Origin of the sequence: Bacillus sp. 41-22 (assembly GCF_025809295.1) — a bacterium.
Classification (GTDB): domain Bacteria; phylum Bacillota; class Bacilli; order Bacillales; family Bacillaceae_G; genus Bacillus_A; species Bacillus_A mycoides.
In genome coordinates this window covers 2,177,166-2,199,949 of sequence record NZ_CP084035.1, presented here as the reverse complement: position 1 = coordinate 2,199,949, position 22,784 = coordinate 2,177,166, and the positions used below count along the sequence as shown (strand labels likewise).

At 32.9% G+C, this 22,784-nt stretch carries 32 protein-coding genes and 1 pseudogene; 9 read left to right on the top strand and 24 right to left on the bottom strand.

The window, feature by feature from the left end:
* Nucleotides 1–255: 255 nt before the first annotated feature.
* On the top strand, nucleotides 256–465 hold the full coding sequence (locus LCF45_RS11300; protein ID WP_002085762.1) for a KTSC domain-containing protein: 210 nt from the start codon (nucleotides 256–258) through the stop codon (nucleotides 463–465).
* Nucleotides 466–532: 67 nt separating this feature from the next.
* Here the strand turns inward: LCF45_RS11300 and LCF45_RS11295 are convergent, their stop codons facing one another.
* The 4 genes from LCF45_RS11295 to LCF45_RS11280 form a co-directional block, all read right to left on the bottom strand.
* Nucleotides 533–745, bottom strand: coding sequence for a YqaE/Pmp3 family membrane protein (locus tag LCF45_RS11295; RefSeq protein ID WP_002085763.1), 213 nt, complete (start codon nucleotides 743–745; stop codon nucleotides 533–535).
* Nucleotides 746–1,045: 300 nt separating this feature from the next.
* Entirely contained in the window at nucleotides 1,046–1,705 is a 660-nt protein-coding gene (locus LCF45_RS11290; RefSeq protein WP_263894830.1) for a DUF6944 family repetitive protein, read from the bottom strand.
* Nucleotides 1,706–1,863: 158 nt separating this feature from the next.
* A complete protein-coding gene (locus LCF45_RS11285) occupies nucleotides 1,864–2,574 on the bottom strand; it encodes an SDR family oxidoreductase (RefSeq protein WP_002085764.1) in 711 nt (236 codons plus the stop codon).
* A 325-nt stretch (nucleotides 2,575–2,899) separates the two neighbouring features.
* On the bottom strand, nucleotides 2,900–3,238 hold the full coding sequence (locus LCF45_RS11280) for a hypothetical protein (RefSeq protein WP_002127270.1): 339 nt from the start codon (nucleotides 3,236–3,238) through the stop codon (nucleotides 2,900–2,902).
* A 212-nt stretch (nucleotides 3,239–3,450) separates the two neighbouring features.
* On the opposite strand from LCF45_RS11280, the gene gerPF reads away from it, so the two are divergent.
* Nucleotides 3,451–3,666 (top strand): spore germination protein GerPF, encoded by a 216-nt coding sequence (gerPF, locus tag LCF45_RS11275; protein ID WP_001141569.1) that lies wholly within the window; start codon nucleotides 3,451–3,453, stop codon nucleotides 3,664–3,666.
* 285 nt (nucleotides 3,667–3,951) lie between these two features.
* Here the strand turns inward: gerPF and LCF45_RS11270 are convergent, their stop codons facing one another.
* The 4 genes from LCF45_RS11270 to LCF45_RS11255 all read right to left on the bottom strand — a co-directional run bounded on the left by LCF45_RS11270 (nucleotide 3,952) and on the right by LCF45_RS11255 (nucleotide 7,778).
* Entirely contained in the window at nucleotides 3,952–4,287 is a 336-nt protein-coding gene (locus LCF45_RS11270; RefSeq protein WP_002085766.1) for a YolD-like family protein, read from the bottom strand.
* Between the two features lie 707 nt (nucleotides 4,288–4,994).
* Nucleotides 4,995–5,216 carry a hypothetical protein gene (locus LCF45_RS11265; protein ID WP_002012623.1) on the bottom strand — a complete coding sequence of 74 codons (222 nt, stop codon included), beginning with the start codon at nucleotides 5,214–5,216 and terminating at the stop codon, nucleotides 4,995–4,997.
* Nucleotides 5,217–5,791: 575 nt separating this feature from the next.
* A complete protein-coding gene (locus LCF45_RS11260) occupies nucleotides 5,792–6,643 on the bottom strand; it encodes a peptidylprolyl isomerase PrsA (protein ID WP_002031835.1) in 852 nt (283 codons plus the stop codon).
* A gap of 139 nt (nucleotides 6,644–6,782) precedes the next feature.
* A complete protein-coding gene (locus LCF45_RS11255; RefSeq protein ID WP_002136170.1) occupies nucleotides 6,783–7,778 on the bottom strand; it encodes a glycoside hydrolase family 25 protein in 996 nt (331 codons plus the stop codon).
* Between the two features lie 566 nt (nucleotides 7,779–8,344).
* Here LCF45_RS11255 and LCF45_RS11250 point away from each other — a divergent pair.
* Nucleotides 8,345–8,539, top strand: a complete 195-nt coding sequence (locus LCF45_RS11250) for a hypothetical protein (protein ID WP_002085768.1) — start codon at nucleotides 8,345–8,347, stop codon at nucleotides 8,537–8,539.
* Between the two features lie 352 nt (nucleotides 8,540–8,891).
* Here the strand turns inward: LCF45_RS11250 and LCF45_RS11245 are convergent, their stop codons facing one another.
* Nucleotides 8,892–9,395 carry a MepB family protein gene (locus LCF45_RS11245; RefSeq protein ID WP_002012628.1) on the bottom strand — a complete coding sequence of 168 codons (504 nt, stop codon included), beginning with the start codon at nucleotides 9,393–9,395 and terminating at the stop codon, nucleotides 8,892–8,894.
* Between the two features lie 220 nt (nucleotides 9,396–9,615).
* Here LCF45_RS11245 and LCF45_RS11240 point away from each other — a divergent pair, with 220 nt between their 5' ends.
* Entirely contained in the window at nucleotides 9,616–9,828 is a 213-nt protein-coding gene (locus LCF45_RS11240; RefSeq protein ID WP_002012629.1) for a hypothetical protein, read from the top strand.
* 92 nt (nucleotides 9,829–9,920) lie between these two features.
* On the opposite strand, the gene LCF45_RS11235 is transcribed toward LCF45_RS11240, so the two are convergent.
* The 4 genes and pseudogenes from LCF45_RS11235 to LCF45_RS27145 all read right to left on the bottom strand — a co-directional run bounded on the left by LCF45_RS11235 (nucleotide 9,921) and on the right by LCF45_RS27145 (nucleotide 11,969).
* The gene (locus LCF45_RS11235) at nucleotides 9,921–10,496 is read right to left on the bottom strand and encodes a C1q-like domain-containing protein (RefSeq protein ID WP_002127263.1); all 576 of its coding nucleotides are present in this window, start codon (nucleotides 10,494–10,496) and stop codon (nucleotides 9,921–9,923) included.
* Nucleotides 10,497–11,315: 819 nt separating this feature from the next.
* Nucleotides 11,316–11,567 (bottom strand): DUF3947 family protein, encoded by a 252-nt coding sequence (locus LCF45_RS11230; RefSeq protein ID WP_002127261.1) that lies wholly within the window; start codon nucleotides 11,565–11,567, stop codon nucleotides 11,316–11,318.
* A gap of 133 nt (nucleotides 11,568–11,700) precedes the next feature.
* Nucleotides 11,701–11,835 (bottom strand): annotated as a pseudogene (locus tag LCF45_RS27050) (YqaJ viral recombinase family protein); the annotation flags it as partial.
* Nucleotides 11,832–11,969 (bottom strand): hypothetical protein, encoded by a 138-nt coding sequence (locus LCF45_RS27145; RefSeq protein WP_002127259.1) that lies wholly within the window; start codon nucleotides 11,967–11,969, stop codon nucleotides 11,832–11,834. The pseudogene LCF45_RS27050 and the gene LCF45_RS27145, both read right to left, overlap by 4 nt.
* 76 nt (nucleotides 11,970–12,045) lie before the next feature.
* Here LCF45_RS27145 and LCF45_RS11220 point away from each other — a divergent pair, with 76 nt between their 5' ends.
* Nucleotides 12,046–12,654: a hypothetical protein gene (locus LCF45_RS11220; RefSeq protein WP_002012636.1), complete on the top strand. Its 609-nt coding sequence runs from the start codon at nucleotides 12,046–12,048 to the stop codon at nucleotides 12,652–12,654.
* 6 nt (nucleotides 12,655–12,660) lie between these two features.
* Here the strand turns inward: LCF45_RS11220 and LCF45_RS11215 are convergent, their stop codons facing one another.
* A complete protein-coding gene (locus LCF45_RS11215; protein ID WP_002127258.1) occupies nucleotides 12,661–12,816 on the bottom strand; it encodes a hypothetical protein in 156 nt (51 codons plus the stop codon).
* Nucleotides 12,817–13,015: 199 nt separating this feature from the next.
* On the opposite strand from LCF45_RS11215, the gene LCF45_RS27045 reads away from it, so the two are divergent.
* The 3 genes from LCF45_RS27045 to LCF45_RS11205 all read left to right on the top strand — a co-directional run bounded on the left by LCF45_RS27045 (nucleotide 13,016) and on the right by LCF45_RS11205 (nucleotide 15,061).
* Nucleotides 13,016–13,363, top strand: a complete 348-nt coding sequence (locus LCF45_RS27045; protein WP_002127257.1) for a site-specific integrase — start codon at nucleotides 13,016–13,018, stop codon at nucleotides 13,361–13,363.
* Nucleotides 13,364–13,442: 79 nt separating this feature from the next.
* Nucleotides 13,443–13,757: a thioredoxin family protein gene (locus LCF45_RS11210; RefSeq protein WP_002012639.1), complete on the top strand. Its 315-nt coding sequence runs from the start codon at nucleotides 13,443–13,445 to the stop codon at nucleotides 13,755–13,757.
* A gap of 422 nt (nucleotides 13,758–14,179) precedes the next feature.
* Nucleotides 14,180–15,061 (top strand): cation diffusion facilitator family transporter, encoded by an 882-nt coding sequence (locus tag LCF45_RS11205; RefSeq protein WP_002085782.1) that lies wholly within the window; start codon nucleotides 14,180–14,182, stop codon nucleotides 15,059–15,061.
* On the opposite strand, the gene LCF45_RS11200 is transcribed toward LCF45_RS11205, so the two are convergent.
* The 5 genes from LCF45_RS11200 to LCF45_RS11180 form a co-directional block, all read right to left on the bottom strand.
* Entirely contained in the window at nucleotides 15,051–15,686 is a 636-nt protein-coding gene (locus LCF45_RS11200; protein ID WP_002127255.1) for a phosphatase PAP2 family protein, read from the bottom strand. The two genes, LCF45_RS11205 and LCF45_RS11200, sit on opposite strands and share 11 nt — an antisense overlap.
* Nucleotides 15,687–15,760: 74 nt before the next feature.
* Entirely contained in the window at nucleotides 15,761–16,519 is a 759-nt protein-coding gene (locus LCF45_RS11195; RefSeq protein ID WP_263894811.1) for a sporulation protein, read from the bottom strand.
* A complete protein-coding gene (locus LCF45_RS11190) occupies nucleotides 16,501–17,322 on the bottom strand; it encodes a serine/threonine protein kinase (RefSeq protein ID WP_002127253.1) in 822 nt (273 codons plus the stop codon). The genes LCF45_RS11195 and LCF45_RS11190 overlap by 19 nt, the downstream gene beginning before the upstream one ends.
* Nucleotides 17,322–17,504, bottom strand: a complete 183-nt coding sequence (locus LCF45_RS11185) for a hypothetical protein (RefSeq protein WP_000473368.1) — start codon at nucleotides 17,502–17,504, stop codon at nucleotides 17,322–17,324. The genes LCF45_RS11190 and LCF45_RS11185 overlap by 1 nt, the downstream gene beginning before the upstream one ends.
* 110 nt (nucleotides 17,505–17,614) lie before the next feature.
* Nucleotides 17,615–17,794, bottom strand: coding sequence for a YozD family protein (locus LCF45_RS11180; protein WP_002012644.1), 180 nt, complete (start codon nucleotides 17,792–17,794; stop codon nucleotides 17,615–17,617).
* Nucleotides 17,795–17,943: 149 nt separating this feature from the next.
* On the opposite strand from LCF45_RS11180, the gene LCF45_RS11175 reads away from it, so the two are divergent.
* A complete protein-coding gene (locus LCF45_RS11175; protein WP_002018281.1) occupies nucleotides 17,944–18,099 on the top strand; it encodes a DUF3930 family protein in 156 nt (51 codons plus the stop codon).
* A 4-nt stretch (nucleotides 18,100–18,103) separates the two neighbouring features.
* Here LCF45_RS11175 and LCF45_RS11170 read toward each other — a convergent pair whose 3' ends face one another.
* From LCF45_RS11170 to rocR, 5 genes are all read right to left on the bottom strand, one after another.
* On the bottom strand, nucleotides 18,104–18,766 hold the full coding sequence (locus LCF45_RS11170; RefSeq protein ID WP_002012647.1) for a hypothetical protein: 663 nt from the start codon (nucleotides 18,764–18,766) through the stop codon (nucleotides 18,104–18,106).
* 273 nt (nucleotides 18,767–19,039) lie between these two features.
* Entirely contained in the window at nucleotides 19,040–19,255 is a 216-nt protein-coding gene (locus LCF45_RS11165; RefSeq protein WP_002085796.1) for a YozE family protein, read from the bottom strand.
* A 72-nt stretch (nucleotides 19,256–19,327) separates the two neighbouring features.
* A complete protein-coding gene (locus tag LCF45_RS11160) occupies nucleotides 19,328–19,600 on the bottom strand; it encodes a YokU family protein (protein WP_002085797.1) in 273 nt (90 codons plus the stop codon).
* Entirely contained in the window at nucleotides 19,597–21,015 is a 1,419-nt protein-coding gene (gene ablA, locus LCF45_RS11155; RefSeq protein WP_002012651.1) for a lysine 2,3-aminomutase, read from the bottom strand. The genes LCF45_RS11160 and ablA overlap by 4 nt, the downstream gene beginning before the upstream one ends.
* A 210-nt stretch (nucleotides 21,016–21,225) precedes the next feature.
* Nucleotides 21,226–22,611 carry an arginine utilization transcriptional regulator RocR gene (rocR, locus tag LCF45_RS11150; RefSeq protein WP_003189045.1) on the bottom strand — a complete coding sequence of 462 codons (1,386 nt, stop codon included), beginning with the start codon at nucleotides 22,609–22,611 and terminating at the stop codon, nucleotides 21,226–21,228.
* Between the last annotated feature and the right edge of the window lie 173 nt (nucleotides 22,612–22,784).

The following is a 22,784-nucleotide window of genomic DNA, read 5'->3' as shown; positions in this document are numbered from 1 at the left end:
GAAGTGAATTTTTAATACCTCGTATAAATAATATACCTTTTTTTCAAATGGTCAATATTTTCTTATTTATAAATCAAAGGTGAAATAAAAATAGCACAACGATATGTACTTCGTGTGAACTTCCTTATAATTACGTATAACAAACATTTAATATATTGCATATAAGTATAATACTCCTTTAATTATTAGGATTTCAACACGACAATCCCCTTCTCTACAAGAAACCATCTAAAATGAAAAATAAGGAGTTGCGTAATGATGAAGCTATCTCCCGTTATTTCAAAAAAATTAGTTGCTGTTGGCTATAATCCTTTTTCTATGATTTTACGTATTCAACTAAAGAATGGTATGTATGATTTCTTTAATGTGCCAGAAAGCATTTACACCGGTTTATTAAACGCACACTCTAAAAGTTATTATCATAATACTTATATTAAAAATTCTTACCGCTATACTAAAATTTAAACTTGATTGGCATACAAAAAAGAAAGGCGAATCAAATCCCCTTTCTTTTTTGTATGTCAATCGCAATTTACCTTCTATTTCTTTTATTAATTTCATCATACGCTTGAACTTGTTTTTTAAGTCGCCTGTCGGCTTTTTTATCATGTACGACAAGAACTGCGTGTATCGCGCCTGGAACCCAAAAAATTAAGGTTAAAATGAAATTAATAATCGCTTGAAACGGCTTTCCGCAAAATAAAACAGCTACCGGCGGAAGTAAAATTGCTAATAAGTACATCATGTCTGAAAAACTCCTTAATGTTTATTTTTCGATTCTTCCCCATCCATCTCCTACACTATCAAACCTATGAAATCATGTTATTTCTAAAAGCGTATATAAGAACTCATCATTACAAAAATCACATATAATAGTATAACTAAATGAGAAGCCTCTCACTAACGTTAACAAGTTATTTTCACCTGTTCATTTATATGTATATTCTACGCCTATATGAAAAAGCCTACAAAAACAATTAACACATCCATCTTGTCCTACTTCTAAAATTGAAATACTCCAAACTTCATTGAAATGAGTATTTCATCACCTTTTCTTAGATTCCAATCGTTGTTCCTCTACTATTTCGGTTAATCCAATTGCTGAAATTACAGTACCTATTGCCTGTATCCAAATACCTATTAGCCCTATTATACGTTGATCTTCTTTATCTATATTACTGTCTTCTTTTCCCTTTTCTTCTTTTGGTATATTTTTAATACCTTCATATGCTTGTAATCCCGCACCTAAACTTTGCATTGAATTCCCTAATACGATAATCCACTGTATTCCATTTATCTCATTCAATGCTACTTCTACTCCTAAAAAAGCGCCAATTGATTGCAAACTATTTCCAGTAATTATAAGGAAATCATTTTCTTTCATTTGTTCATTGAGATTAAAATACGTTCCTATTACATTTGAAATATTACCTAAAGCTAATAACTCAATCCCCGTTTTCGCTAGCGCTTTATTTTTATTATCTATAGTTACCTCTTGCTTCTCACATTTATCTTCATCTTTCGCATCATTAGTTGCTATAATTTGTAATATATATCCGAGAGCTTGTAATGAACTCCCTACAATAACGAGATCCGACTCAATCTTTTCTTCTCCTGCAAACCCTCTAGTTGTTCCAATTGCTACTATAAGATTTCCTCCAACTTGAAACCATGCCCCTGTCAATTCTAAATCGCGTAGGTTCATTTTCCATCACCTATATTAAAATTTTCTAGTACATTCGAAATAAACAAATATCACCTTTAATTCATTATTCTATTTTTCATATGTAATTTTGTGCATCACATAATGTACTAATAATACAAAAGAGCACCTTTCTGGCGCTCTTTTTGACAAGGAGTTTCTCAATGAATGTATGCCGGACATGTCAATGACTCACCGTTTTTATCTATTGATATATTTAATATATAATGAATTGCTTTATGTGACCACATTTCAGGTGTAGGAGATTCTTTTACATATTGAGGTGCACATAAGTGAAGCATTGGAGTGCTAATACTGCCACCTGGATCTAAAGCAACTACTGCCATACCATTTGGTAGTTCCATTGCCATTGACTGCGTGATACCTTCAACAGCAAACTTCGAGGCACAATATGGCGCAAGTTCAGCCTCGCCTTCTCTTCCCCAACTAGAGCTCATGTTAATAATAATTCCTTCTTTCCTAGCTATCATCGCCGGGACGAACGCCCTAATGACATTTACTACCCCGTTCACATTTACACTCATTACACTTTCAAATTCTTGTGCGGTAACTTTCCATAGAGGTGCATTTTGATTAACAATCGATGCATTATTTATTAACATATCGGGAGCCCTATACTTATTAAGAATACGACTTGCCCATTTACTAACTTGGTGATGATTTGAAACATCAATTATTTGAAAATCATGTGAAGCACCGTAATATTTATTAAGCTCTTCAATTTTATTTTTTGAGCGTCCACACCCTGCTATGTTCCACCCCAATTCATGAAACCTATCAACCATTGCACGTCCTAACCCTTGCGTTACTCCAGTAATAATTACAAGTTTCCCAATGTCGTTTCGCTCCAACTTCATCTCCTCCTTTCCATTAATATTACTCTTTTTATTCTTATTCAACTTCTCACTTAAGTATCAATTCATTTCATACTTTAGAAGTATTTTTGATATTACATATTACAAACAAAAAGAGTAACCATCATAGTTACTCTTTTTGTTTGTATCGTTATTATTTTTAAATTGTATCTTCTATTCCCTACATTTCTCACATCGATAAATATAGGTTACACCTTAATGAAAGTATATTTATGTTTACGGTTCGATTTATCCAAATACTTTTCAATCCACTTTTTCAACTTAACAGAGCCCACCTCTATCAATAAATTTCCACCTAGTCTTATAACATACTTTTATTTAAATTCTCAATCTCATTTTGCAACTTTTTAAATTGCTCAAAATGCATTGTTATAGATTGAATACTATTCCTTTCAACATTTTGCTTTACTAATAAAACGCCTGTATCGTGAAAAATTGCTTCAAGTTCTTTCCTTATAGATACTTTCGTAATATATGCGGTTTTAATTGCCGATAAAATTGCTATTTCATTAAACTTTAATTTTATTTCATTAGGACAAAATGCTTTTTCGATCAATGTGACATCATTACTATAAATATAAGCAACAAGTTTACTTGATTCTGCATCTGTTAAATCCACTGTTTTTATAACATTATCCATTACATTTTGCCTCCTTTAATTCCATATATATTAATTATTCAAATTTATTCTTTTTAAAATTCAGCTCTTCATTAATTTTAACATACTTTTTGCTCGATTGATTAAACAAAGCTTCAAACATTTTTCTATTCCGGAATATTTGTCAAATGAACCAATTAGACTATACCTTCATATAGTAATGCAAACAATTACTTATAAAGTAGGTGAAAATTATGCCCTCAGTTGTTGGGAATTTAGTTGTACAAAATAGTAACGGATCTTTCAACTTAGGTGATTTCTACAATGTTTCTCCAAAAGAGAATACGAAAGCTTATAACGGCTCTGGCGCATCTAACGTTGGTTTCGTAGTGAACACTTTTAGTGGGGTTAGCGCGACTAATACATTTGATTCTGATCTAGCAGATCAAAACCAAGTTGGTACGGCCTAACCAGATCTGTAATCATTTTTGTATAACATTTTAAAATTTGTCTATACTATACTCAGGCTGATACACAGCTATCATTGATTTTTTGAGTGCCAATCTTTTTCTCCCTTTCCCTGGGGCTAAGCAGCTAGCTTGCAGCTAGCTGCTTTTTCATTTAGTTCTTCACCTCTTCAAAAAATTAGGTTTTAACAGGTAGCCTGACTCACAGCCGAATTTTGAGGTGTGAATCTGCCTGTCCGTAAATAGCTAGATAAATTAAAGAAGCTAAACTTCAAAATTCAGCTTCTTTTAGGTTACATCAATTATGTCCATTGCAGAAAATATATATGTTTTATAAAATGCATCTGTACATTTTACAATTTGTTGAATTGGATTTATATGAACCACTGTCATATAACTCGTAAGTATGTATCCTTCTTCAAAATATGTCACTAACATCTCTTCTTCAGACAATAATGAAGTTAATAATTTGTCTGAAATGCTGTCTTTCGCTTCATTTGTTATTAGCGGTCTTTGGACTTTTAATTTCTCTCCAATAATTTTTTTCATACTTAATAATTGTTCCGACATTACTGTAAACGGAACCCACTCTCTTCCTTTTTCCTGTATCTTTACATAATTCATTTTCTTTACTCCTCAATTTTCTATATCTATCCATTCTTGAACTACCCCACTTTCACTTCGTTTAGAAGTGGGGGATTCCTAAATAAAGAGTTCTATCGAACTCTACTTTATTAGGCTATCTCCGCAGTCCTTGCGGTTAGAAGCCTTATCGCTTCATTCTTTATCCATCTCTTATTTATATGTAGCGTAGCTTTCCAATTCAAAACTATTTATGAATTTGTAGAAATCTCCACTTCGAAAGAACATTCGTTCTAATTATACACGAACGAACGTTCTTACGGAAGTGCAACATGTAAATTTTTCAAACAAAATGCAACTTTAATATATGAAGTTTATTCATACTCATTTATTACTCCCTTTTATTAATCAAATTTCTTTGCACTTCCTATCGCATCATAGAATACGTGTAGCAACAATAAAAGCGACTCCACCTAATGTGAAGTCGCTTTTATTGAACTAATTATATTTCTAATTTTACTTTTCTATCCTAACTAACGTTCTTTCTGGAATACAAATTTCAGCTATATCTCATTAACCATCCTTCAACAAAAGCATACACTTTTATTATGAACGAACTCACAAAGCTTTAGAAACTTATGATGTAAAACAATTCATTCCTCATAAGTTTCATACATATCGACAATTACTACCATTTATCCTGCTATTTGTAGGCAGTAAGATTCACACTCATCAATTTTTCACTTTCTTTATTGAATATGCTTGGGTTGCATTATAATATGTAATTCTCTTTCTGTTTCTGTTTTTTTCGGATTCCGATAATATTCCAGTTTATATTCTAATACTTCATACTCAACCATCCCAATCTTTATCCCTTTTGTTTCTTTTAATACAGCTAATAGAACGCTTATATTTTCATTAGATGATTCAAAAATTTTCCCTCCGCCTTCTCTCTTAAAAATAACTTTCATATATTCTCCCCCAAATTAATTTAATAATCTAGTAAATATAAAAATATTCATCCTATTTTAATAAAGTGAAGGCTAATAATCAGTGGGGGTTTTGTCCATCACCCACTGATTATTAGCCTTCACCAATCGGGCTTTTACGAGCAGTAAGACTCCCACAAATAGCGGGATAAATAATTCTTATCATCATTAAGAACATCCTTTTGTACTAAATGTTCAACATGTCACTTCCTATAAAGTTAATTTATACTCCAATAAATATGATATGTACCATTCTTTAAATTATGTCCTCAATTCACTCTCCACGAAAATATATTTAGTTTATATTTAACAAAATTAATTAACTAAAACATTATCATTTCAATATTTTACGAATTTAATTGCTTATTCCTTTTATCTACATCCAAATTTTCCTATTGTAATTCTTAATATTTAAATGTAATATTGTATTGTCTTACTATCTATTTATAACTCACACACTAACGCGAAAAGGGAACTCTATATGAGTTCCCTTTTCTATTGAAAACAAAAAAACAGAAATATAGCATTATGCTAAATCTCTGTTTTTCTTCTAAACCTTATTTCTCATCTAAGAATTTAAATGTATCTTTAAATTCTTTATCTGTTACTTTAATATCTGCTTCTTTCAATAGATCATTGATTACTTGTTGTTTCCATTTACCTGTCGCATCTTGCAGTCTTTGTTGTTCTAAATCTTTTCGAATCGTATCTTTTACTTCATCAAATGGTTTCAATTCTTTTTTATCCGTCACTTTTATTATATGATAACCATAAGATGTTTTTATTGGCTCACTTACTTGTCCTGCATCTAATTTATACGCAGCTTCCTCAAACTCTTTCACAGTTTGACCAGGAGCAAAACCAGCTATTTCTCCGCCCTGTTCCTTTGAACCAGTATCTTCCGAATACTGTTTCGCTAAAGCAGTAAAATCTTCACCATTATTTATTTTCTCTTTTACTTCTTTCGCAGTTTTTTCATCTTTCACTAAAATGTGACTTACCTTCATTTCAGGTTTATGGTTATCTTTCACATCTTTATCTGTGACAGTCGCTCTAATCGCTTTCTCAAGTGCAATTTCTGGCTTCATTCTCTCTTTTAATTCATCTTCATTCTTTAATCCTACTTGCTCTAAAGCAACTTTAAACTTGTCACCCATTTGTTCCTTCGCTGCTTCTACTTGTTTTTTAGCTTCTTCATCTGAAACTTTATATTTATCTAGCAATGCCTTATTTAACATCATTTGAGATAAAGTACTTTTTCCATATGTTTGCCTTAATTCTTTACTTAACTCTTTCTCTGTCACGTTTCCTACTTTTGATGTTGCAACATTTTCTGAGGAACCACACGCAGACAATGTTAGCGCCACACATGCAATAATAGTTCCCATAAATAGCTTTTTCTTTTTCAATTCAAATACCTCACTTTGATAAATGTATATTAGGAACTATACAGCGCTATTGTGAAATCAATGTGTTTTCTGCAAGTATTTCTCTTCATGCCAGAGACAAGCTTTATTAAATAAAAAAGCCGGCATAAAGCCAACTTTTTTATTTAATCTGCACATGTTCTTCTTTGATCCATTTGTTCCCACCTATATCTATATATCCATCTTGACGATTCCAAATACGATAAGGGACCTTCCCATCGACCGCACCTGTATCATTCCCGTTTGGCCCATCGTACGTTCTAATTTCATATCCAGGTGTGTACTTTGAATATGCATAAAACCATTGTACATTAAAATGTTCTAACTTAGCCCACTGTTGTTCACCACCTAAACAAATCATATCTTTTTCGCCACCTCCCCAATAACCTTTATAGATTAAATATGGGATTTTTTTCGTAAGTCTTCCTATAAATTGCGGATTCGCAGGATTTTCATATAAATTAATTCCGTATCCATCATCATATTTTGAAACTGCAATACCAATTCCATTTGGTTGCTTACTGTCTCCAATACTAGATTGATTTGTTTGATTTGAACCTATAAACCAAGAAAGATTTTTATTCCCAATTAATTGATTCAAATCACATTTTCCAATACCAGGAACATTTCCTGAATCAGTATATTGCCAAATATCACAAGGATATGCTGGTTTATTCCCTCCATAACGAGGAATCCAAATAAAATCAGCATCAATATTGCGAGCTCCAAATGATACATACGTGTGATGTCCTACATATAAACCAATTTTTTTTGCACCTAATCGGCGTAATTCATCAATAAATGCTTGAGTCCCGCCTTGCATATCTACCATTGTTTGAACTTCTACATCTGCCACCCAAAATTTAGCGTTTTTATCGCCACGATTCCAAAAATCTTGCGCTTCTTTTTTTGCATCTGAAATAGATATAAAACGGCAAAATGCATAATTCCCAAATGGGATACTACGTTTCTTCATTTCTTTCACATAACCTTGATACATAAAATCGACCGTATTCGAACCATCTTGAACTCTAGCAATAACTAAATCTAGCTGAGACGCTGCAATATCCCAATTAATATTTCCATTCCATTTCGAAATATCTACAATATAACCCATTACTAATCAACTCCTTTTTATTATCTTATTCAAAGCTTGTTTTATTGCTAGACCCATACGCCTAATAGCAAGCTTCTATAAGACAAATAAATATATTTTCATCATTTTTTAAAACTAAATAATTTCTTTTTATCCATAATAAATAAGTCCTTCTTTTTTTCATTTGTAAACGATAAACTTGCGTTTATTTCATACTAAATATTGAGATAAAACTATAAATAATGTACATACTACATATAAGCAATTTTTGCTTATACTCATGAATGACCTCCAAGATTTTTCAATCTCCCTGTAAAAAGGCAGCTAAAAAAAGCTGCCTTTTTACAATTTATTATATAGAGACAAGTTAATTAACGCTTATTCCCTCATATTAGTCTGTTTTTAAGCTTTTTATAAACATGATATATATTTTTTCACAACACTATTTTGATACGTAATAGAAATTACATCAACTCATACAGTATATGTAATAATCAACTACAATAAAAATTACATATTATATTAATATGTCTTCCTAATTAAAAGGAAATAAACATATAACCTCTGTTATGTAAGGAGTTTATTTAATGAAAAAAATCCCTATCGTATTCAAAGTTCCCCCGAATTCAAAGCTAAAAGTTACATTCTATGGTCCTTGTAACGAAGTAATTACAAATGTATCTTTAATTAATCAACTACTCACCCCTACCTGCCAAACTGTATCTCAATATCCAGACTTCAAGAAATATATAACTGAAGTCCGATCATTATCAAATTGTTAATCGTATAATTTTATGATTTATCATTTCGAACAGTACGATAACAAAATAATAAAAAGAGCCGCATCTTTCAAAAGAAACGGCTCTTTTTCATTTCACAAAACATGACTTCATTAAAAAACTAAAATAACTCATTAATTGATATTCTGTTGATATTTTATTGATATTTTACACATATTAATGAAATGCGCATATATTATCGTATGGAGATTCTCCACTCATAAAACCTATCTTTTTTTGAGCATACTTTATTTGTATGCTCCTTTTTTATTCTTTACTTAACGGCTTACCCTGTTAATATTTCCAAATATCATCTGAACGAACATTGAATATTTCAATTCTTTCTTATTATGTGCTATGAATATAAGTTTAATAATTTATCTGTAGCTACATTTTCAGTATCACTTAAATCGACAAAATAATGAAGTTGCCACAATTGACTCTTCTTAGCTTGATTACTAATAGGTTTATCCCAAATAGGGTAAACCCTCATAGCCATTTTCCCTTTTTGATTTTGAGTTTTTAATATTTTTTCTTTTAGAAGAATCTCTTTTGGAAAAATAAATTGTCCTAGTTTATTATCCGCTATACAAGTGATAACTAAAAGGTTAGGAGCTGAATCATAAGAAAATGCCTGATTGCTCATAGAGGCATTCTTCTCCCAAAAAGAAACAAATTGTCCAATCTTATTAGGCGTAATTTTTGATACCCTAAATCGGATGCTTCTATTATTTAGCTGGAATACCCCTCCTGCATATTCTGAATTTTGCTTTTCTTCTTTTCGTTTAGTAATTAATAGATTATTAGGTTTGTAAATCATTTCATCTAGTTTTTCAATTATATTACTAAAATTTGTCATGTAAACGCACCTTTTTTATTTTCCAGTATACCAAGAACATTCGTTCTTGTATATTAAACTTAAACAAATGTTGGCTTTGAATATTCGTTCAAAGATTATTTTATCTACTCCATCCATAACTTCAAATTTACTTTTATAGTATTTATTACATTACTCTTCCAATTCCTTGTATTCTTCATTATTTCATTAATATATTAATAAAAAACGAGGTACATATTACATGAATCCATCCAAAATTGACTTCGGCTCCATAGAGCAACCTTTATTCCTATTAATTTTATATCTTATCGCAATTCTTTTAACACTCGGCATTACATTTAGTATATGTCATTCCCTTTTACTAAATTTAAATGCACCGAGATGGGTAGCAAAACTGTTAGCTATCGTATTAACTCTAGGTGTTGCTTATCAAGTGTTTATGAACTTATTTTAATATATTACCAATTTAACACCTTTAACTAAAAGGCCCTACCATAAGGTAGAGCCTTTTTCAAAAAAATAGTCCATAAATCACAAACATGTCTTTTATTTTATTGGAGATGGGAATCTTGCAGCCTCAAAATGAGAACCGTCTTCTGTACTACTAATAACCCCATCTATACTACTTTGTGCAAAAATCTCGACAATATCACCTGCATGTAATTGAAGTATTGTTGAAACACTTACGACATTACCGAAATTTATTGGACCAAAAAAGTCGTTATCTATAGCAATTGCCGCATTTCCATTCACTCGAACTTCTACACGCGCTCTATAATTTAAATTTGTATCGTTCGGAAAGAAACCAATCGTCCCAATTACGGAATAAACTCCTCTAGTCTTCGGAGTAAAATCTGATGTTGCTGGGTTATATTCGTTCGCTAAATCAAATTGTTCATTTTGAAATAATACTTTAACAAAAGTATTAGCTGGAAGGTTTTGATTAACTGTATTTACAGCTCTAAAAGCAGATGCTCTTACAAGGTTATTCTCCTTATGATCGCAAGAACAGTCATCACATCTTTTACCGCACTTATTATAATAATCACTTCTTTTTTTACAGCAATCATGATTTTTCTTTTGGTAACTCTCACAATTCTTACAGTAGTAATAACAAGACATATATAGTGCTCCTTTCTAATCTACTACTGCATAATATGTATGCTAGACTTGGAAAGTTTGGACAGGTTATTGCGATTACAAAAATAAAAATGCTCCACCATAAGGCAGAGCGAAGAGAAAGTATAACTTTTAAAAACAAAGCACTCATGTAATATTCTGGTTAAATCAGTAATACAAATTATCTAGTTTCATCAACTCGGATTTTCAGAAAAAACTCCTCTGTACGATTTTATTATTATTGAATAGATTATATTGTTAAGTGAGATATGCAATATTTCATATTTTATTATTTCAATATTCCTTTATTATCGTTGAGTTGTAAACATTCTCTTAAAAACACTTTAAAATCAACACTTACTCTATAGCAAATACTTTTTCATCCTTCAGAATTACCTATAAGCATTATATTCAAATATTATTATTGTAAATTATTGACCTGTACAAACGTATAATTTTTGTGTATTCTATGGACAAGGAGTAAGGTAAGAGTTACTCTTTGCCATTTTAGGAAAGGCCCTGTTGGAGACAACAGGGCCTTTTTTCATATTTTTTTATAGTAAAACACCCAAAATTTATAGACGGTTGGCAATAATTTTTGCCAAATTCCTCTCTCATCATTCTTATCGTCACCTTTCATTTTGGAAAAATAATATCCCCCACTTAAGAATCCTTGCGTTGTATATAACTCATGAGGTTGTAACATTCTCATTCCAATATCTAAAATTTTATAATTGTTCCCTAGATACGAATCATTTCTTATAAGGGCGCTCTGTACTTGCGCTCTTATATAAATACTTAAATTTATTCCCCCGCATATTTTTATAAATTGTATACAGTTCCATATGGAATTGTTGAAACAGAAATTCCGTATGGTGTAATATGATGCATTGGGTAATAATACTCCATAGATGGATAGTACGGTTGTATGCCTTGCTGTATTTGTTGCATTTGCTGCTGTGCTTGTAACGCTTGTTGAACAGCTTGAATTGTAGTTTGTGCTCCGCTATACGTAATACCCGCCGTACCATACGGACGCATTCTATCTCGGGTATCAAAATATGAATAAAACATTATTATTCAACTCACTTCCATATAAGTTATTACAAAGTATGTTATGATTCTTAATTTCAGTGAGTGTTAAAAACTAGTCCACTAGCTTTTATTCAAATAGCGTTTTTGTTCACCTTCCTTCTTTTGACCCTCACTCTTTCCCGAAATATTCCGGCGATTTTTCGCATTCAAGGCTAATCTTTTCACCGACAATCAATCGGTCTACATTTGCAAGCATCCACGGGTATTCAGGATGCTGCAGGATTGCATTTCTGCGTTGTACCTTTAAATCCCGTACGCTTGGAATCGACTTATGGCATCTTGTAACTTTTCGGCATCGATAGACGTTGTCATGATACCTTCTTGCTCCTGTGGATCAGCTTTACCATAGCCATTGTGCATGGACATCGGGTTTTCTAGCATCTAGCTCACCTCCTTAAAAAATGCAGGATTTTCCTTTCCATTATCGAATTAGTAATGTTTGAAAAGGGGGTGTAATATGGCAGAAATTAAAGTAGGACTTACACAATTTTTAGACTTCACACTGAAAAGTAGTGCAGCTAAAACAAACTTTGTAAAAAATCTAAAATCTCAACCGGAATACCAACCAGCTTTTGATTACTGGAAACAATTACGAGATACTGTTATTAAATTTCATCAAAACGAACTACCTTTTGAATGTTTCGAAACATTAGTGCAAACGGTTGATCAGAAGAAAAAGCAAAACTATATTGATGTCATAAAACAGTACAAAAAATTTATTAAAAACAAAGACGTCTCTTGGTTCGATCCAGGTAAATCACATTGGATATCAGATGATTTAATCGTCCGCTCATCACCTGAACTCGGTTTGCTCATTAATGATGAGCCGCATCTTATCAAACTGTTTTTCAAAGGAAAAAAAGAGCGAATTGATAAATACAACATCAACTCAACGCTGACATTATTAAACGAATCGACATTTTCAAATGAACATAACGATGTGAATTATACGGTTCTTAACATCCAAAAGAACAGAATGTATACGAATAACTCTATTAATAATGATCATTTAATAGCGCTTGAATCAGAAGCTAACCAGCTTTGTTATATATGGAATAAGATGTAAAGAGTACTATTCATCTCTTTCAATACCTTTTCCATGCATAATTTGGGCACAATTTTCACAGATCCTATCAGTTTCGTTTAATTGAAGCTCACCTTCTTGTTCCTCACAAACAATGCAGGGTGGGCGTTTTTTCGAAAATAGTTTCTTTAACCATTTCCGCATCCTAACTCACCTCCTCCGAAAGAGTGATATAATGAGCTCTCTCCACTAAATCAGCGTTAACCCCCTGGTTTTTTAACCGATGAAGAAGATCTTCGTTTTTTAGAACATGCAAAAGAAAACCGTTATTATATCGCTTATCTTCTTGCTATTACATGTGGAATGCGTAAAGGTGAAATCTTAGGTCTACAATGGAAAAAGATTGCTGATTTTACCTGACATTACTTTAATGGCACTAAATGACCATCTGCAAAAAATCTCTGAGGAAAAAGAGCGATATGATGAAAGCTATAATGACTACGATTTGGTCTGCCGTTTCAGAAGTTTGACACAGCTCTGGAAAAAGCTTATAAAGAAAAGTGAGGTTCCTGATATTCGGTTCCATGTTCTGAGGATTATGTTAAAGCAAGGTATACATCCGAAGATTGTGAGTGAACGATTGGGGTATAAAAAAGTAGGTATCACCTTGGACACCTACTCACATGTTGTACCAGGCCTACAAGAAAAAGCAGTCGAGGATTTTGCAAACAACCTATTTCAAAAACACTAATGTTTGCAAAATGTTTGCAAACACGGATTTTGCATAAAAATACTAGCTTATCCGTGTGACATTGAGAGGAGTCAAAAACATGAAAGAAATCAAAGCTGAACAAGAATTCAAAGACATCATCGCAAGCGAGGAGCCAGTAGTTGTTAAGTTCTTTACTACATGGTGCCCAGATTGCGTGCGTATGGACAACTTTATCGGAGATGTAATGGAAGAGTTCAATAAATTTGAATGGTATTCTATTAATAAAGATGAGTTCCCAAGTATTGCTGAAGAGTATCAAGTAATGGGTATTCCAAGCCTACTTGTATATCAAAATGGCGAAAAGTTAGGTCACTTACATAGTGCAAATGCAAAAACGGAAGAGCAAGTTACTGAGTTTTTAGAAGCATACTAAGAAACGAAAAACCTCTGAAAAATCATCAGAGGTTTTTTTCGTTTTCAAATTGTTCTTTGCCTTTGTCTCTTTCTGGAAAGTGAATATTATAATGCTTTCTCCTCTTCTTATTGAAGAATTTTGTTATCATTTCTTATATATTACTCACATGAGGAATTACAAAGAGTCATTTTGCGAAAAATATATATGAAAAAAATTTTGAGAATCATTATTCTCGCCCTCTTTCCATTTGCCATAATCATCATTAATTGTTTAATAAATTTCCACTTTGTACTTTTCAACATATTTTTCCTTAACGAAACTTTGTTATCCCCTTCTTAAAAAGCTATAAAACGTCAACAATGTTTGTATAGACCCACACGAGTTTCGTTTGATACTCTATGTATAGAAAGAAATTCCTTGTAGAAAGGCGAGTGATTAAAATGGATTCTCTTTCTCATAAAGAAGCTGATAAAGGTGCTATTGTCAGCATTATAGCCTACATATTTTTATCCTCTATGAAAATCATCATCAGTTATATTACCCTCTCTAGCGCATTACGTGCTGACGGTTTGAATAACTTAACGGATATTGGTGCTTCTTTAGCAATATTAATTGGCCTGAAAATTTCTCGTAAGCCTCGTGACCCAGATCATCCATATGGGCATTCGCGTGCAGAACAAATCGCATCACTTGTTGCTTCCTTTATTATGGCAACGGTCGGATTAGAAGTTGTTATTAGTGCAATTCAATCGTTTTTCAATCCGAAACAAGCAGCACCTAATGTACTTGCTGCATGGGTGGCTTTATTTTCTGCTGTCGTTATGTACGGTGTATACAAGTATACGAAAAAGATTGCAATGCGAACAAAAAGTAAATCATTAGAGGCTGCTGCAAAAGATAATTTATCAGATGCTCTTGTAAGTATTGGTACAGTAGTAGGTATAGTCGGAGCACAGTTCCAAATGCCTATTTTGGACCCTATTGCTGCTTTACTTGTCGGTCTTATTATTTGTAAGACCGCGTGGGAAATTTTCGTAGAAGCTTCTCATATGCTAACGGATGGAATTGATCCTGAAAAAATGGATGAATACGCTGATGCTATAGGGCATATTTCAGGTGTAGAACATATTGTAGATATTCGTGCTCGTATGTATGGGAACCAAACGTATGTGGATATTACAATTGAAGTAGATGCTCGAATGGATGTTAGCGAAAGCCATTGTATTACTGACAATATTGAAGATATGCTTCGAAAAAAATTCGGAATTTACCATGCTCATATTCATGTGGAGCCCATGCAAAAAGAACCTATTATGACATAGGTTCTTTTTTAATGAACGCCTTATGAAATATAATACATAAAACGAGCCAGCTACCGCCCGCTGCCCATCCGGCTAATATGTCAGATGGATAGTGTACGCCAAGATAAATTCGGCTAACTGAAATAGATAATACAACGAAGCTTGCTATAAAAATAATCAGCAACTTTTTATGCAATGAAATACGATCTTCTGTAATTGTGACGTATGCAATAAATCCTAAAAAAGCAGTAGCATTCATCGTATGACCGCTCGGAAAGCTATATCCAGTTGCTGTAACAAGCTGCGTCACATCAGGTCGTGCTCGTTCATACCATAGTTTGAGCATACTGTTCAAATAACGTGATCCGTAATAATTAATTGTTAGAAGTAATGCACTTAATATTTTTTTTCTAAGAAGAAAATACATTACAAGTATAATGAGTAACGGGAAATATATTCTTTTTGAACCGATAAAGGACACCCAAGTAAAATAGGTTGTCAAATACTCGTTTCGGAAACTTTGAATAAAGTGTGCGACTACATTATCAAATTTTTCAATACAAGCGGTATGATACGAAAGTGATAGTGCGACAAAACAAATGAGTAGTGTACAACTTAACAAGTATAAATGTCGGTATCGTTTCACATACATAACCTCACTATGCAAAAAAATGGAGCGGTTGTTTTAGTTTTCCTCTCCATTTCTTTTTTATGCATAGTTTATTTAAAAATATTATTGTTAATTTTTTGCTGCATCGTTGGAATATCTTCGCTTGTTACTGTAAAGCGAATAACCTTCTCATCAAGATCAAGCGCTTCTGCGAATAAACCAGCCAATCCACGTGATTTTCTATCTACTTCCATAATAATTTCTAATCGATCGTGGGCACTTGGCAAAATTAATAATTCTAATTCATCTAATTTCCCATAATACTCTCCGGAAACTGGAATAAACTCAAATTCTTGCGCGAATGGAACTTGCTTACGTAATCGATACGGTAATTCTTCGCATTCTATATGACGCGCTTTAAAACCTAATTGATTTACACTATTTAATACACTGTTCAATAGCGCATTCGGCAATACTTGAATATAATCACGGTCACTTGGATCAATACTACGTTTAATATCAAGACCTGTATGAACCCAAACCGTTTTCATTCCAAGTGTTAGTGGTGCTTCAATTGGCATTAAAAACGAAAATGGAATTTCCACTTTTTCATTTGGCTCTACAGAAAATGGATCTGTTAAACGAACTCGCTCTAAATCATACGATGCAGTTACTTTTTTATCATCCACTTCTCTTACATATGACGTCGACAACGTTAAGTAAATGCTTTCAATTTCTTGGCTAACTGAACCTCCAGTTATATGAACCTTCCCTACTATCTCTTCTCCAACTGTATACTCATCTCTTTCAAGAACGGTATCTACTTTTGCACTACCAATACCAACACTTGCTAAAAACTTTTGAAACATGGGGTCTCCATCCTTTCTAAAGCGTAAGCTACATCTTTTTTCAAATCTTGTACATTTTCATAGTATGGCGCTTTCATTTGTAACATTCGCATCAGCATGTCGCGATTATATTCTTCCAGCACTAACTCTTCATACCAAGGTTTTTCCTTTTTTTCAGTCGATTGATAACTAGCATACAATAAAAATAATACGAAATGACCGAGCGCATAAAAGTCGCTACGAAAGTGAACTTCTCGCATCAAAGCTTGTTCACCTTCATAAGTTATAGCACGCTCATCACCCTCACCTTTCAATTTAGCCAATCCAAAATCAATAATACTAATCTGATTTTCTTTCATTAATATGTTTGGAATACGTAAATCTCGGTGAATGATACCTTTACTATGAAAATACGAAACAATTCCTAGTACTTCATATAAAATTTCAAAAACTTCACGTTCATCATATACTTGCCCATCTAAGAAAATATGATCTTCGAAATTTTCCCCCGGCATATACTCCATCACAAAAAAGTTCTTTTTCTCCCATATGAAATGATCATGTAGATTAGGAATTGACGCATGATTTAATGTTTGTAAAATCACTTTCTCTTGCTCAAATGATTTTCTACCAGACTCATATCTTTGTTTACTTTTCCTTAATTGTTTTAAGACTTTATATTTATTTATTTGTAAATCATTAACGACATATGTAACCCCATAACTGCCCATTCCAATTACTGATTCAATCTTATAACGCTCTGCAACGATTGTATTTTTTCGCAGTGGTCTATCAAATAAAGCTAGTATACGACGCCATTTCATCAGCTACTTGAAAAGAAGCTACGGCTTTTACGTTTTCTTTTATAATGCTGATGCCCATAACCAGATGAACGTCGTTTATAGTCGCTACTTGAATACGAGCGCCCTCTATGACGATAATCACTACTTGAATACGAACGATGTTTTTTCTTTCCTAATAAAGAATCAATAATTTTTTTGAACATCCCTTCACCTCTTGTATAAAATTTTCTTTTAATTATACCAACAATTCTTGTCTATATTTGTGACAAGTTTGTAAAGAGTAAAAAACGACGAGTTAAGCCCGCCGTTACTTTCAATCTTCCTCTTCATCAAAAACTTCATCAATCATGCATTTCTCTAATAAATACTCAAATGTAATATCTGCCAGGTCCTCAATTTCTTCTCTTTTTGGAACGTACCCTCTTTCAATTAGTCGCTCATAAAAAAACTCCGCAATCTCTTCCGTGTCAATTACGACTTCAATTTCCTTCATGAGCATCACTCCTTTATTTCTGTTTTATGAAAAAATCTCAAAATTATGTATATGAGATTAGAAAAATAGTTTTTCTTTTTTTATAAGTCATATCATGTAGGTAAAGGGCATACGATGTTAGTACAAGCTATCCAAAGGGGGAAATAATAATGGAATACCAATACGAAGTAGAGCAAACAAAAGAAGAGTTCATGCATGAAGATCAATGGGCAGACTCTCTTATTAAATGGCTTTTTATTTTTTTAATAATTGTAGGCATACCTTATACTGCATATGTTGTTGTTCAATTTATTCTCTCTTTCTAGTTAACTATTTTTTCTCTGTCAATTTAACTAAATAATTTTGAACAACATCCATAACAATTTTATATTCTTCATCTTTAAATGTATCGAACAATAAATGATAATCATTATAAATATCTAATAACCCATCAATAATTTCTTGGCGATTCGTCTTTACACTTACTTTTTTCGAATTGTTAATTGACTTCAATTTTCCTAAATCTAATTTATTCATACCAGCTTTATCTTGTTTCATTTTCTTCAAAATTGCATTTGCCGTTTGTGCATTGGCAAGTAATGTTAAATCTGATTCATCAGCTTCTAACCATTCACCATCAGTAATTCGTGACAATTCATATATAGTATCTTCCCATGCATCATTTTTATATCTCCATACTTCTGTACGAAAACCAACAATACGAAAAACATCTTTATCATATCCAGTTACTTGCACGAGATCACCAAACGTAAAGTTATAATTTAATTCAATCCACTCTGTGTCGCCCTTTTTCATTTCTTGCTCTGTAACATGCTGCAAAGTTTGTTCTACATAAAATCCATCGTGATTATTTACTTCGTATACGTAAACTCCATCTAAAACTTTCATATTTGTAACTTTCCCAACGGTTCCATATAGCGTAATCACGACTATGTCCCCTACGTTATATTTAGGTTGTTTTTTCCTTGCCATCAATATCTCTCCTTTTTTAAACGTCGTGATTTTGATAACAGTATATGCAACCTACATAAAAACGCTTATCACAGAAGCTTATATTCATAAATTTTTTCAATAAAAAAGTAGAATTTGTATATAACTTAAAAAAGCTAGTATTTAAACTAGCTTTCACTTTTTATTTATGTTCTAACAGCAAGACGTATTGTAAATAAAAAAGCATAATGAATACTTCACTTCTTTCAAAGTAATGTATTCATTATGCTTTCATTTTCCTAAAACTTCATATCGTTATCTCTCTTGTATATATAAATCCCATGCATCATCAAATATAGACATACTTTCTAGCATTCCACTTAACTCTAAGTATGAACTAATTACATCATAGTCTTCAGATTGCTTCGGAAAACTTAAATCATCATACATCGCCTCTGCTAAATCTGATATTTCATTTTTAAATAAAGCTGCACGGTGCTTCATCATATAATGGTAAAATGTCTTTTTCAAAAATATTCCCTACCTTTCTAACTTGGGTACATTATACAAGGCAAAAAAGAAAAAAACCAGCATAAAAGCTGGTTAAAAGTCGAAATAATTCCTTTTTAATAAACGTGGTCTTCCCATCAACTCTTCGTATGTTAGTTGTTTTGGCAAATCTTTCGTATAAATTAAAAACAACTGATCTTCAATTTCTTTTACAGTATGGTCTGCTTGATAGTCCATTCCACATGAGGAACAAGTAATACATGGTGTCTCTTGGATTTCAATGGCTTTCGTACCATCTGGTAATTCCCAATATACAGTATTCAAGCTTTCTTTCGCTTCTGTACTGTCACACCACATACAATTCATACTACGTCACCCTCATTTTTTTTGTCATCATCTAACTTTGCTATTTGTGCTTGATATTTTTTATCTTTTAATTGATCACGCTTATCACGTTTATCTTTTAAAGAAGCATGCGTTTCATTGACTTCATAATCTTTGCGGCGATTCATACGTTGTAAATCATCTGGAACAAGATTAAATTTCTTATCACTCATCAATCCTGCAACGCCGATATCAGAACGTTTCTCTTCATAAGTCGGATAAATTTCTTTAAAGTAGCCTTCTGCTCTTCCTGGGATATAGTTTTCTGGTTCTGGATACGTTGTAATAACCCCTTCAAAGTTACGAAGAACAACTTTATCCGCACTTTGTGAAATTAAATAGTTTGGCTGAAGCGCAATTTTTCCGCCTCCACCCGGTGCATCGACAACGAAAGTTGGTACTGCATAACCAGACGTATGTCCACGTAAGCCTTCAATAATTTCAAGACCTTTCGAAACTGGTGCACGGAAATGACCGATACCTTCTGATAAATCACATTGATAAATGTAATATGGACGAACACGAATTTTCACTAAATCATGCATAAGTTTTTTCATAATTGGAACGCTGTCATTAATTCCAGCTAAAATTACAGCTTGGTTTCCAATTGGAACACCTGCATTTGCAAGCATTTCACATGCTAGTTTCGATTCTTCTGTAATCTCAATAGAAGTGTTAAAATGAGTATTTAACCATACTGGATGGTATTTTTTAATTATGTTACACAGGTTTTCTGTAATACGCTGTGGGAATACAACTGGTGCTCTCGTTCCGATACGAATAATCTCAACATGCGGGATTGCTCGTAAATTCTTTAATACATATTCTAAAATTTTATCATTAATTAGAAGTCCATCACCGCCAGAAATTAAAACGTCACGTACTTGTGGTGTTTCACTAATATAAGCAATCGCATCATCTAATTGCTTTTTCGGTACGCCCATTCCAATTTGTCCACTAAAACGACGACGTGTACAGTAACGACAATACATAGAACATTGATTCGTTACTAAAAATAGTACACGGTCTGGATAACGATGAGTTAATCCTGGAACTGGTGAATCTTCATCTTCATGAAGAGGATCTTCTAAATCATATTTTGTTTTATATAACTCTTCCGAAATCGGTACTGATTGCATCCGAATCGGACAGCGTGGGTCATCAGGATTCATTAGCCAAGCATAGTACGGTGTAATGTTTAACGGGATCGTTTTCGTTGAAATTTTAACGCCTTCTTCTTCGTCAGGTGTTAAGTTAATTACTTTCTTTAAATCATCTAAAGTTTTGATCGTATTCGTTAATTGCCAAACCCAATCATTCCATTGTTCTTCTGTAACATCTTTCCATAATTCAATATCCTTCCAGTGACGATTTGGTTTGTATACATCATGTAACATTGCTATTCCCCCTTTTTATACGCTCATCCTTTATATAAGCAATAATTATGCCAACTTCATATTCTTGATAAGTAAATGCGAGAAATACCCTATTATATAAGAGAATAAATATTTTTAAGTGCTGTACTAAAACGATATTTACTATCATATTCATTACTTGTTATATATGTAAACGCTCTTTTATTGGTGCAAACACACAAAAACCGCCGATTATTCGGCGGTTTTGTCGTACTTGCTCAGTTTATATTGAAGCGTTTGACGAGGAATACCTAACATTTTTGCTGCTTGCAAAATATTCCCTTCCGTTTCAATTAACGCTTGATCTATTAATTCCTTTTCCGTTTGATGAAGAGCTTCCCTAAGCGGTAATATACTTTTCTTCTTCGGAAGTTTCTCTTTCCGAAATGTTCGTGGCAAGCAATTTGCTGTTAACGAATTCCCTTCTGTAATAATGACAGCATGTTCAATCGTATGCTTTAACTCACGAACATTTCCAGGCCATTGATAAGCTTGTAATCTTTCTTTCGCTTCCTTATCAATTTGAAGTACACCTTTTTTATAACTTTTATTATATTCTTTCAAAAAGTAAGACGCTAATAACAGTACATCCTCAGTTCTTTCGCGAAGCGGCGGGATATATAATGAAAATACATTTAATCGATAGTATAAATCAGTGCGAATTTTATTTTCTCTTAAACATACTTCTGGAGGCTGATTCATTGCAGTAATAACGCGAACATCTACTTTTCTCGTCTTATTATCACCAATGCGACGAATAACTCCATCTTCTAATACACGTAGCATTTTTGCTTGTAAATCAAGCGGCATTGAATTCAGTTCATCTAAAAATAATGTCCCTCCATCTACAAGTTCAAATAATCCTGCTCGTTCGATTGCCCCTGTATAACTACCTTTTGTCGTGCCAAACAGCAAACTTTCTAATAGCGACTCTGGCAAAGCTGCACAGTTTTGTGCAATAAACGGCTTATTTTTTCGTTTAGAAGCTTCATGAATCGCTTGCACAAATAGCTCTTTCCCCGTTCCAGTTTCACCATATATTAAAACATTCGCATCGGTTGGCGCTACTTTTTGTGCTAACTCTTTCGTCTGTTTAAAGCGGGAATCATCAGTTACAATTGTCTCGAATGCAACATGCTTTTTCACCGTTTTTTTGCTAGTCGATCGTTTTATTTTCGATTGTAGATCTACAATCGTATCAGTAAGCTTTTGAATAGTAGAATAATCTTTCGCAATTTCTACAGCACCAGCAATATTTCCATCTATTAAAATAGGTAACGTTGTATTGACCGTACAAACGTCTTCCCCATTTAAATTTTGGTAATGTTGAACTTGGTGTACGATTGGTTTTTTTGTATCTAATACTTTCATCAACGTACTTGTTTCTCTGGATAATGACGGGAATGCTTCTAATAAATGCTTTCCTAGCACATTTTCAATTTTAGATCCATCATGTTTTGCAGCAACTGTATTATAAAATATTGTAATCCCATTTTCATCTACTGCATGTATGGCCTCATCTATACTGCCCAAAATCGCTTCAATGACTTCCTGTGTCGAAACTGCTAGCAATGTCATCCCCCCTTTTGCCGAAAATCCAGCAAATTCAACGCCGAATTTTCGGCACCCTCTGTGCGATTATAAGCATGACGATTCCGTTCTATTATTTTGATGAAATGTGTATATATTTTTATTGCTTATTTATGGTTAAGTGAAACTTTAATCAGTGGGGCTTTATTATTAACCCGACT

Excerpts from the sequence above, each read along its gene's own strand:
- LCF45_RS11270 (WP_002085766.1), bottom strand. The coding sequence starts at position 4,287 with ATGAATTATGTAAAGATACAGGAAAAAGGAAGAGAGTGGGTTCCGTTT.
- LCF45_RS11190 (WP_002127253.1), bottom strand. The coding sequence starts at position 17,322 with ATGAAATGGCGTCGTATACTAGCTTTATTTGATAGACCACTGCGAAAA.
- LCF45_RS11185 (WP_000473368.1), bottom strand. The coding sequence starts at position 17,504 with ATGTTCAAAAAAATTATTGATTCTTTATTAGGAAAGAAAAAACATCGT.
- gerPF (WP_001141569.1), top strand. The coding sequence starts at position 3,451 with ATGCCCTCAGTTGTTGGGAATTTAGTTGTACAAAATAGTAACGGATCT.
- rocR (WP_003189045.1), bottom strand. The coding sequence starts at position 22,611 with ATGACATTGCTAGCAGTTTCGACACAGGAAGTCATTGAAGCGATTTTG.
- LCF45_RS11280 (WP_002127270.1), bottom strand. The coding sequence starts at position 3,238 with ATGGATAATGTTATAAAAACAGTGGATTTAACAGATGCAGAATCAAGT.
- LCF45_RS11235 (WP_002127263.1), bottom strand. The coding sequence starts at position 10,496 with ATGTCTTGTTATTACTACTGTAAGAATTGTGAGAGTTACCAAAAGAAA.
- LCF45_RS11220 (WP_002012636.1), top strand. The coding sequence starts at position 12,046 with ATGGCAGAAATTAAAGTAGGACTTACACAATTTTTAGACTTCACACTG.
- LCF45_RS11175 (WP_002018281.1), top strand. The coding sequence starts at position 17,944 with ATGGAATACCAATACGAAGTAGAGCAAACAAAAGAAGAGTTCATGCAT.
- LCF45_RS27145 (WP_002127259.1), bottom strand. The coding sequence starts at position 11,969 with ATGCTAGAAAACCCGATGTCCATGCACAATGGCTATGGTAAAGCTGAT.
- LCF45_RS11195 (WP_263894811.1), bottom strand. The coding sequence starts at position 16,519 with ATGTTTCAAAAGTTTTTAGCAAGTGTTGGTATTGGTAGTGCAAAAGTA.
- LCF45_RS11240 (WP_002012629.1), top strand. The coding sequence starts at position 9,616 with ATGAATCCATCCAAAATTGACTTCGGCTCCATAGAGCAACCTTTATTC.
- LCF45_RS11170 (WP_002012647.1), bottom strand. The coding sequence starts at position 18,766 with ATGGCAAGGAAAAAACAACCTAAATATAACGTAGGGGACATAGTCGTG.
- LCF45_RS11255 (WP_002136170.1), bottom strand. The coding sequence starts at position 7,778 with ATGGGTTATATTGTAGATATTTCGAAATGGAATGGAAATATTAATTGG.
- LCF45_RS11160 (WP_002085797.1), bottom strand. The coding sequence starts at position 19,600 with ATGAATTGTATGTGGTGTGACAGTACAGAAGCGAAAGAAAGCTTGAAT.
- LCF45_RS11230 (WP_002127261.1), bottom strand. The coding sequence starts at position 11,567 with ATGTTTTATTCATATTTTGATACCCGAGATAGAATGCGTCCGTATGGT.
- LCF45_RS11215 (WP_002127258.1), bottom strand. The coding sequence starts at position 12,816 with ATGCGGAAATGGTTAAAGAAACTATTTTCGAAAAAACGCCCACCCTGC.
- ablA (WP_002012651.1), bottom strand. The coding sequence starts at position 21,015 with ATGTTACATGATGTATACAAACCAAATCGTCACTGGAAGGATATTGAA.
- LCF45_RS11250 (WP_002085768.1), top strand. The coding sequence starts at position 8,345 with ATGAAAAAAATCCCTATCGTATTCAAAGTTCCCCCGAATTCAAAGCTA.
- LCF45_RS11180 (WP_002012644.1), bottom strand. The coding sequence starts at position 17,794 with ATGAAGGAAATTGAAGTCGTAATTGACACGGAAGAGATTGCGGAGTTT.
- LCF45_RS11300 (WP_002085762.1), top strand. The coding sequence starts at position 256 with ATGATGAAGCTATCTCCCGTTATTTCAAAAAAATTAGTTGCTGTTGGC.
- LCF45_RS11205 (WP_002085782.1), top strand. The coding sequence starts at position 14,180 with ATGGATTCTCTTTCTCATAAAGAAGCTGATAAAGGTGCTATTGTCAGC.
- LCF45_RS11295 (WP_002085763.1), bottom strand. The coding sequence starts at position 745 with ATGATGTACTTATTAGCAATTTTACTTCCGCCGGTAGCTGTTTTATTT.
- LCF45_RS11245 (WP_002012628.1), bottom strand. The coding sequence starts at position 9,395 with ATGACAAATTTTAGTAATATAATTGAAAAACTAGATGAAATGATTTAC.
- LCF45_RS11265 (WP_002012623.1), bottom strand. The coding sequence starts at position 5,216 with ATGAAAGTTATTTTTAAGAGAGAAGGCGGAGGGAAAATTTTTGAATCA.
- LCF45_RS11290 (WP_263894830.1), bottom strand. The coding sequence starts at position 1,705 with ATGAACCTACGCGATTTAGAATTGACAGGGGCATGGTTTCAAGTTGGA.
- LCF45_RS11210 (WP_002012639.1), top strand. The coding sequence starts at position 13,443 with ATGAAAGAAATCAAAGCTGAACAAGAATTCAAAGACATCATCGCAAGC.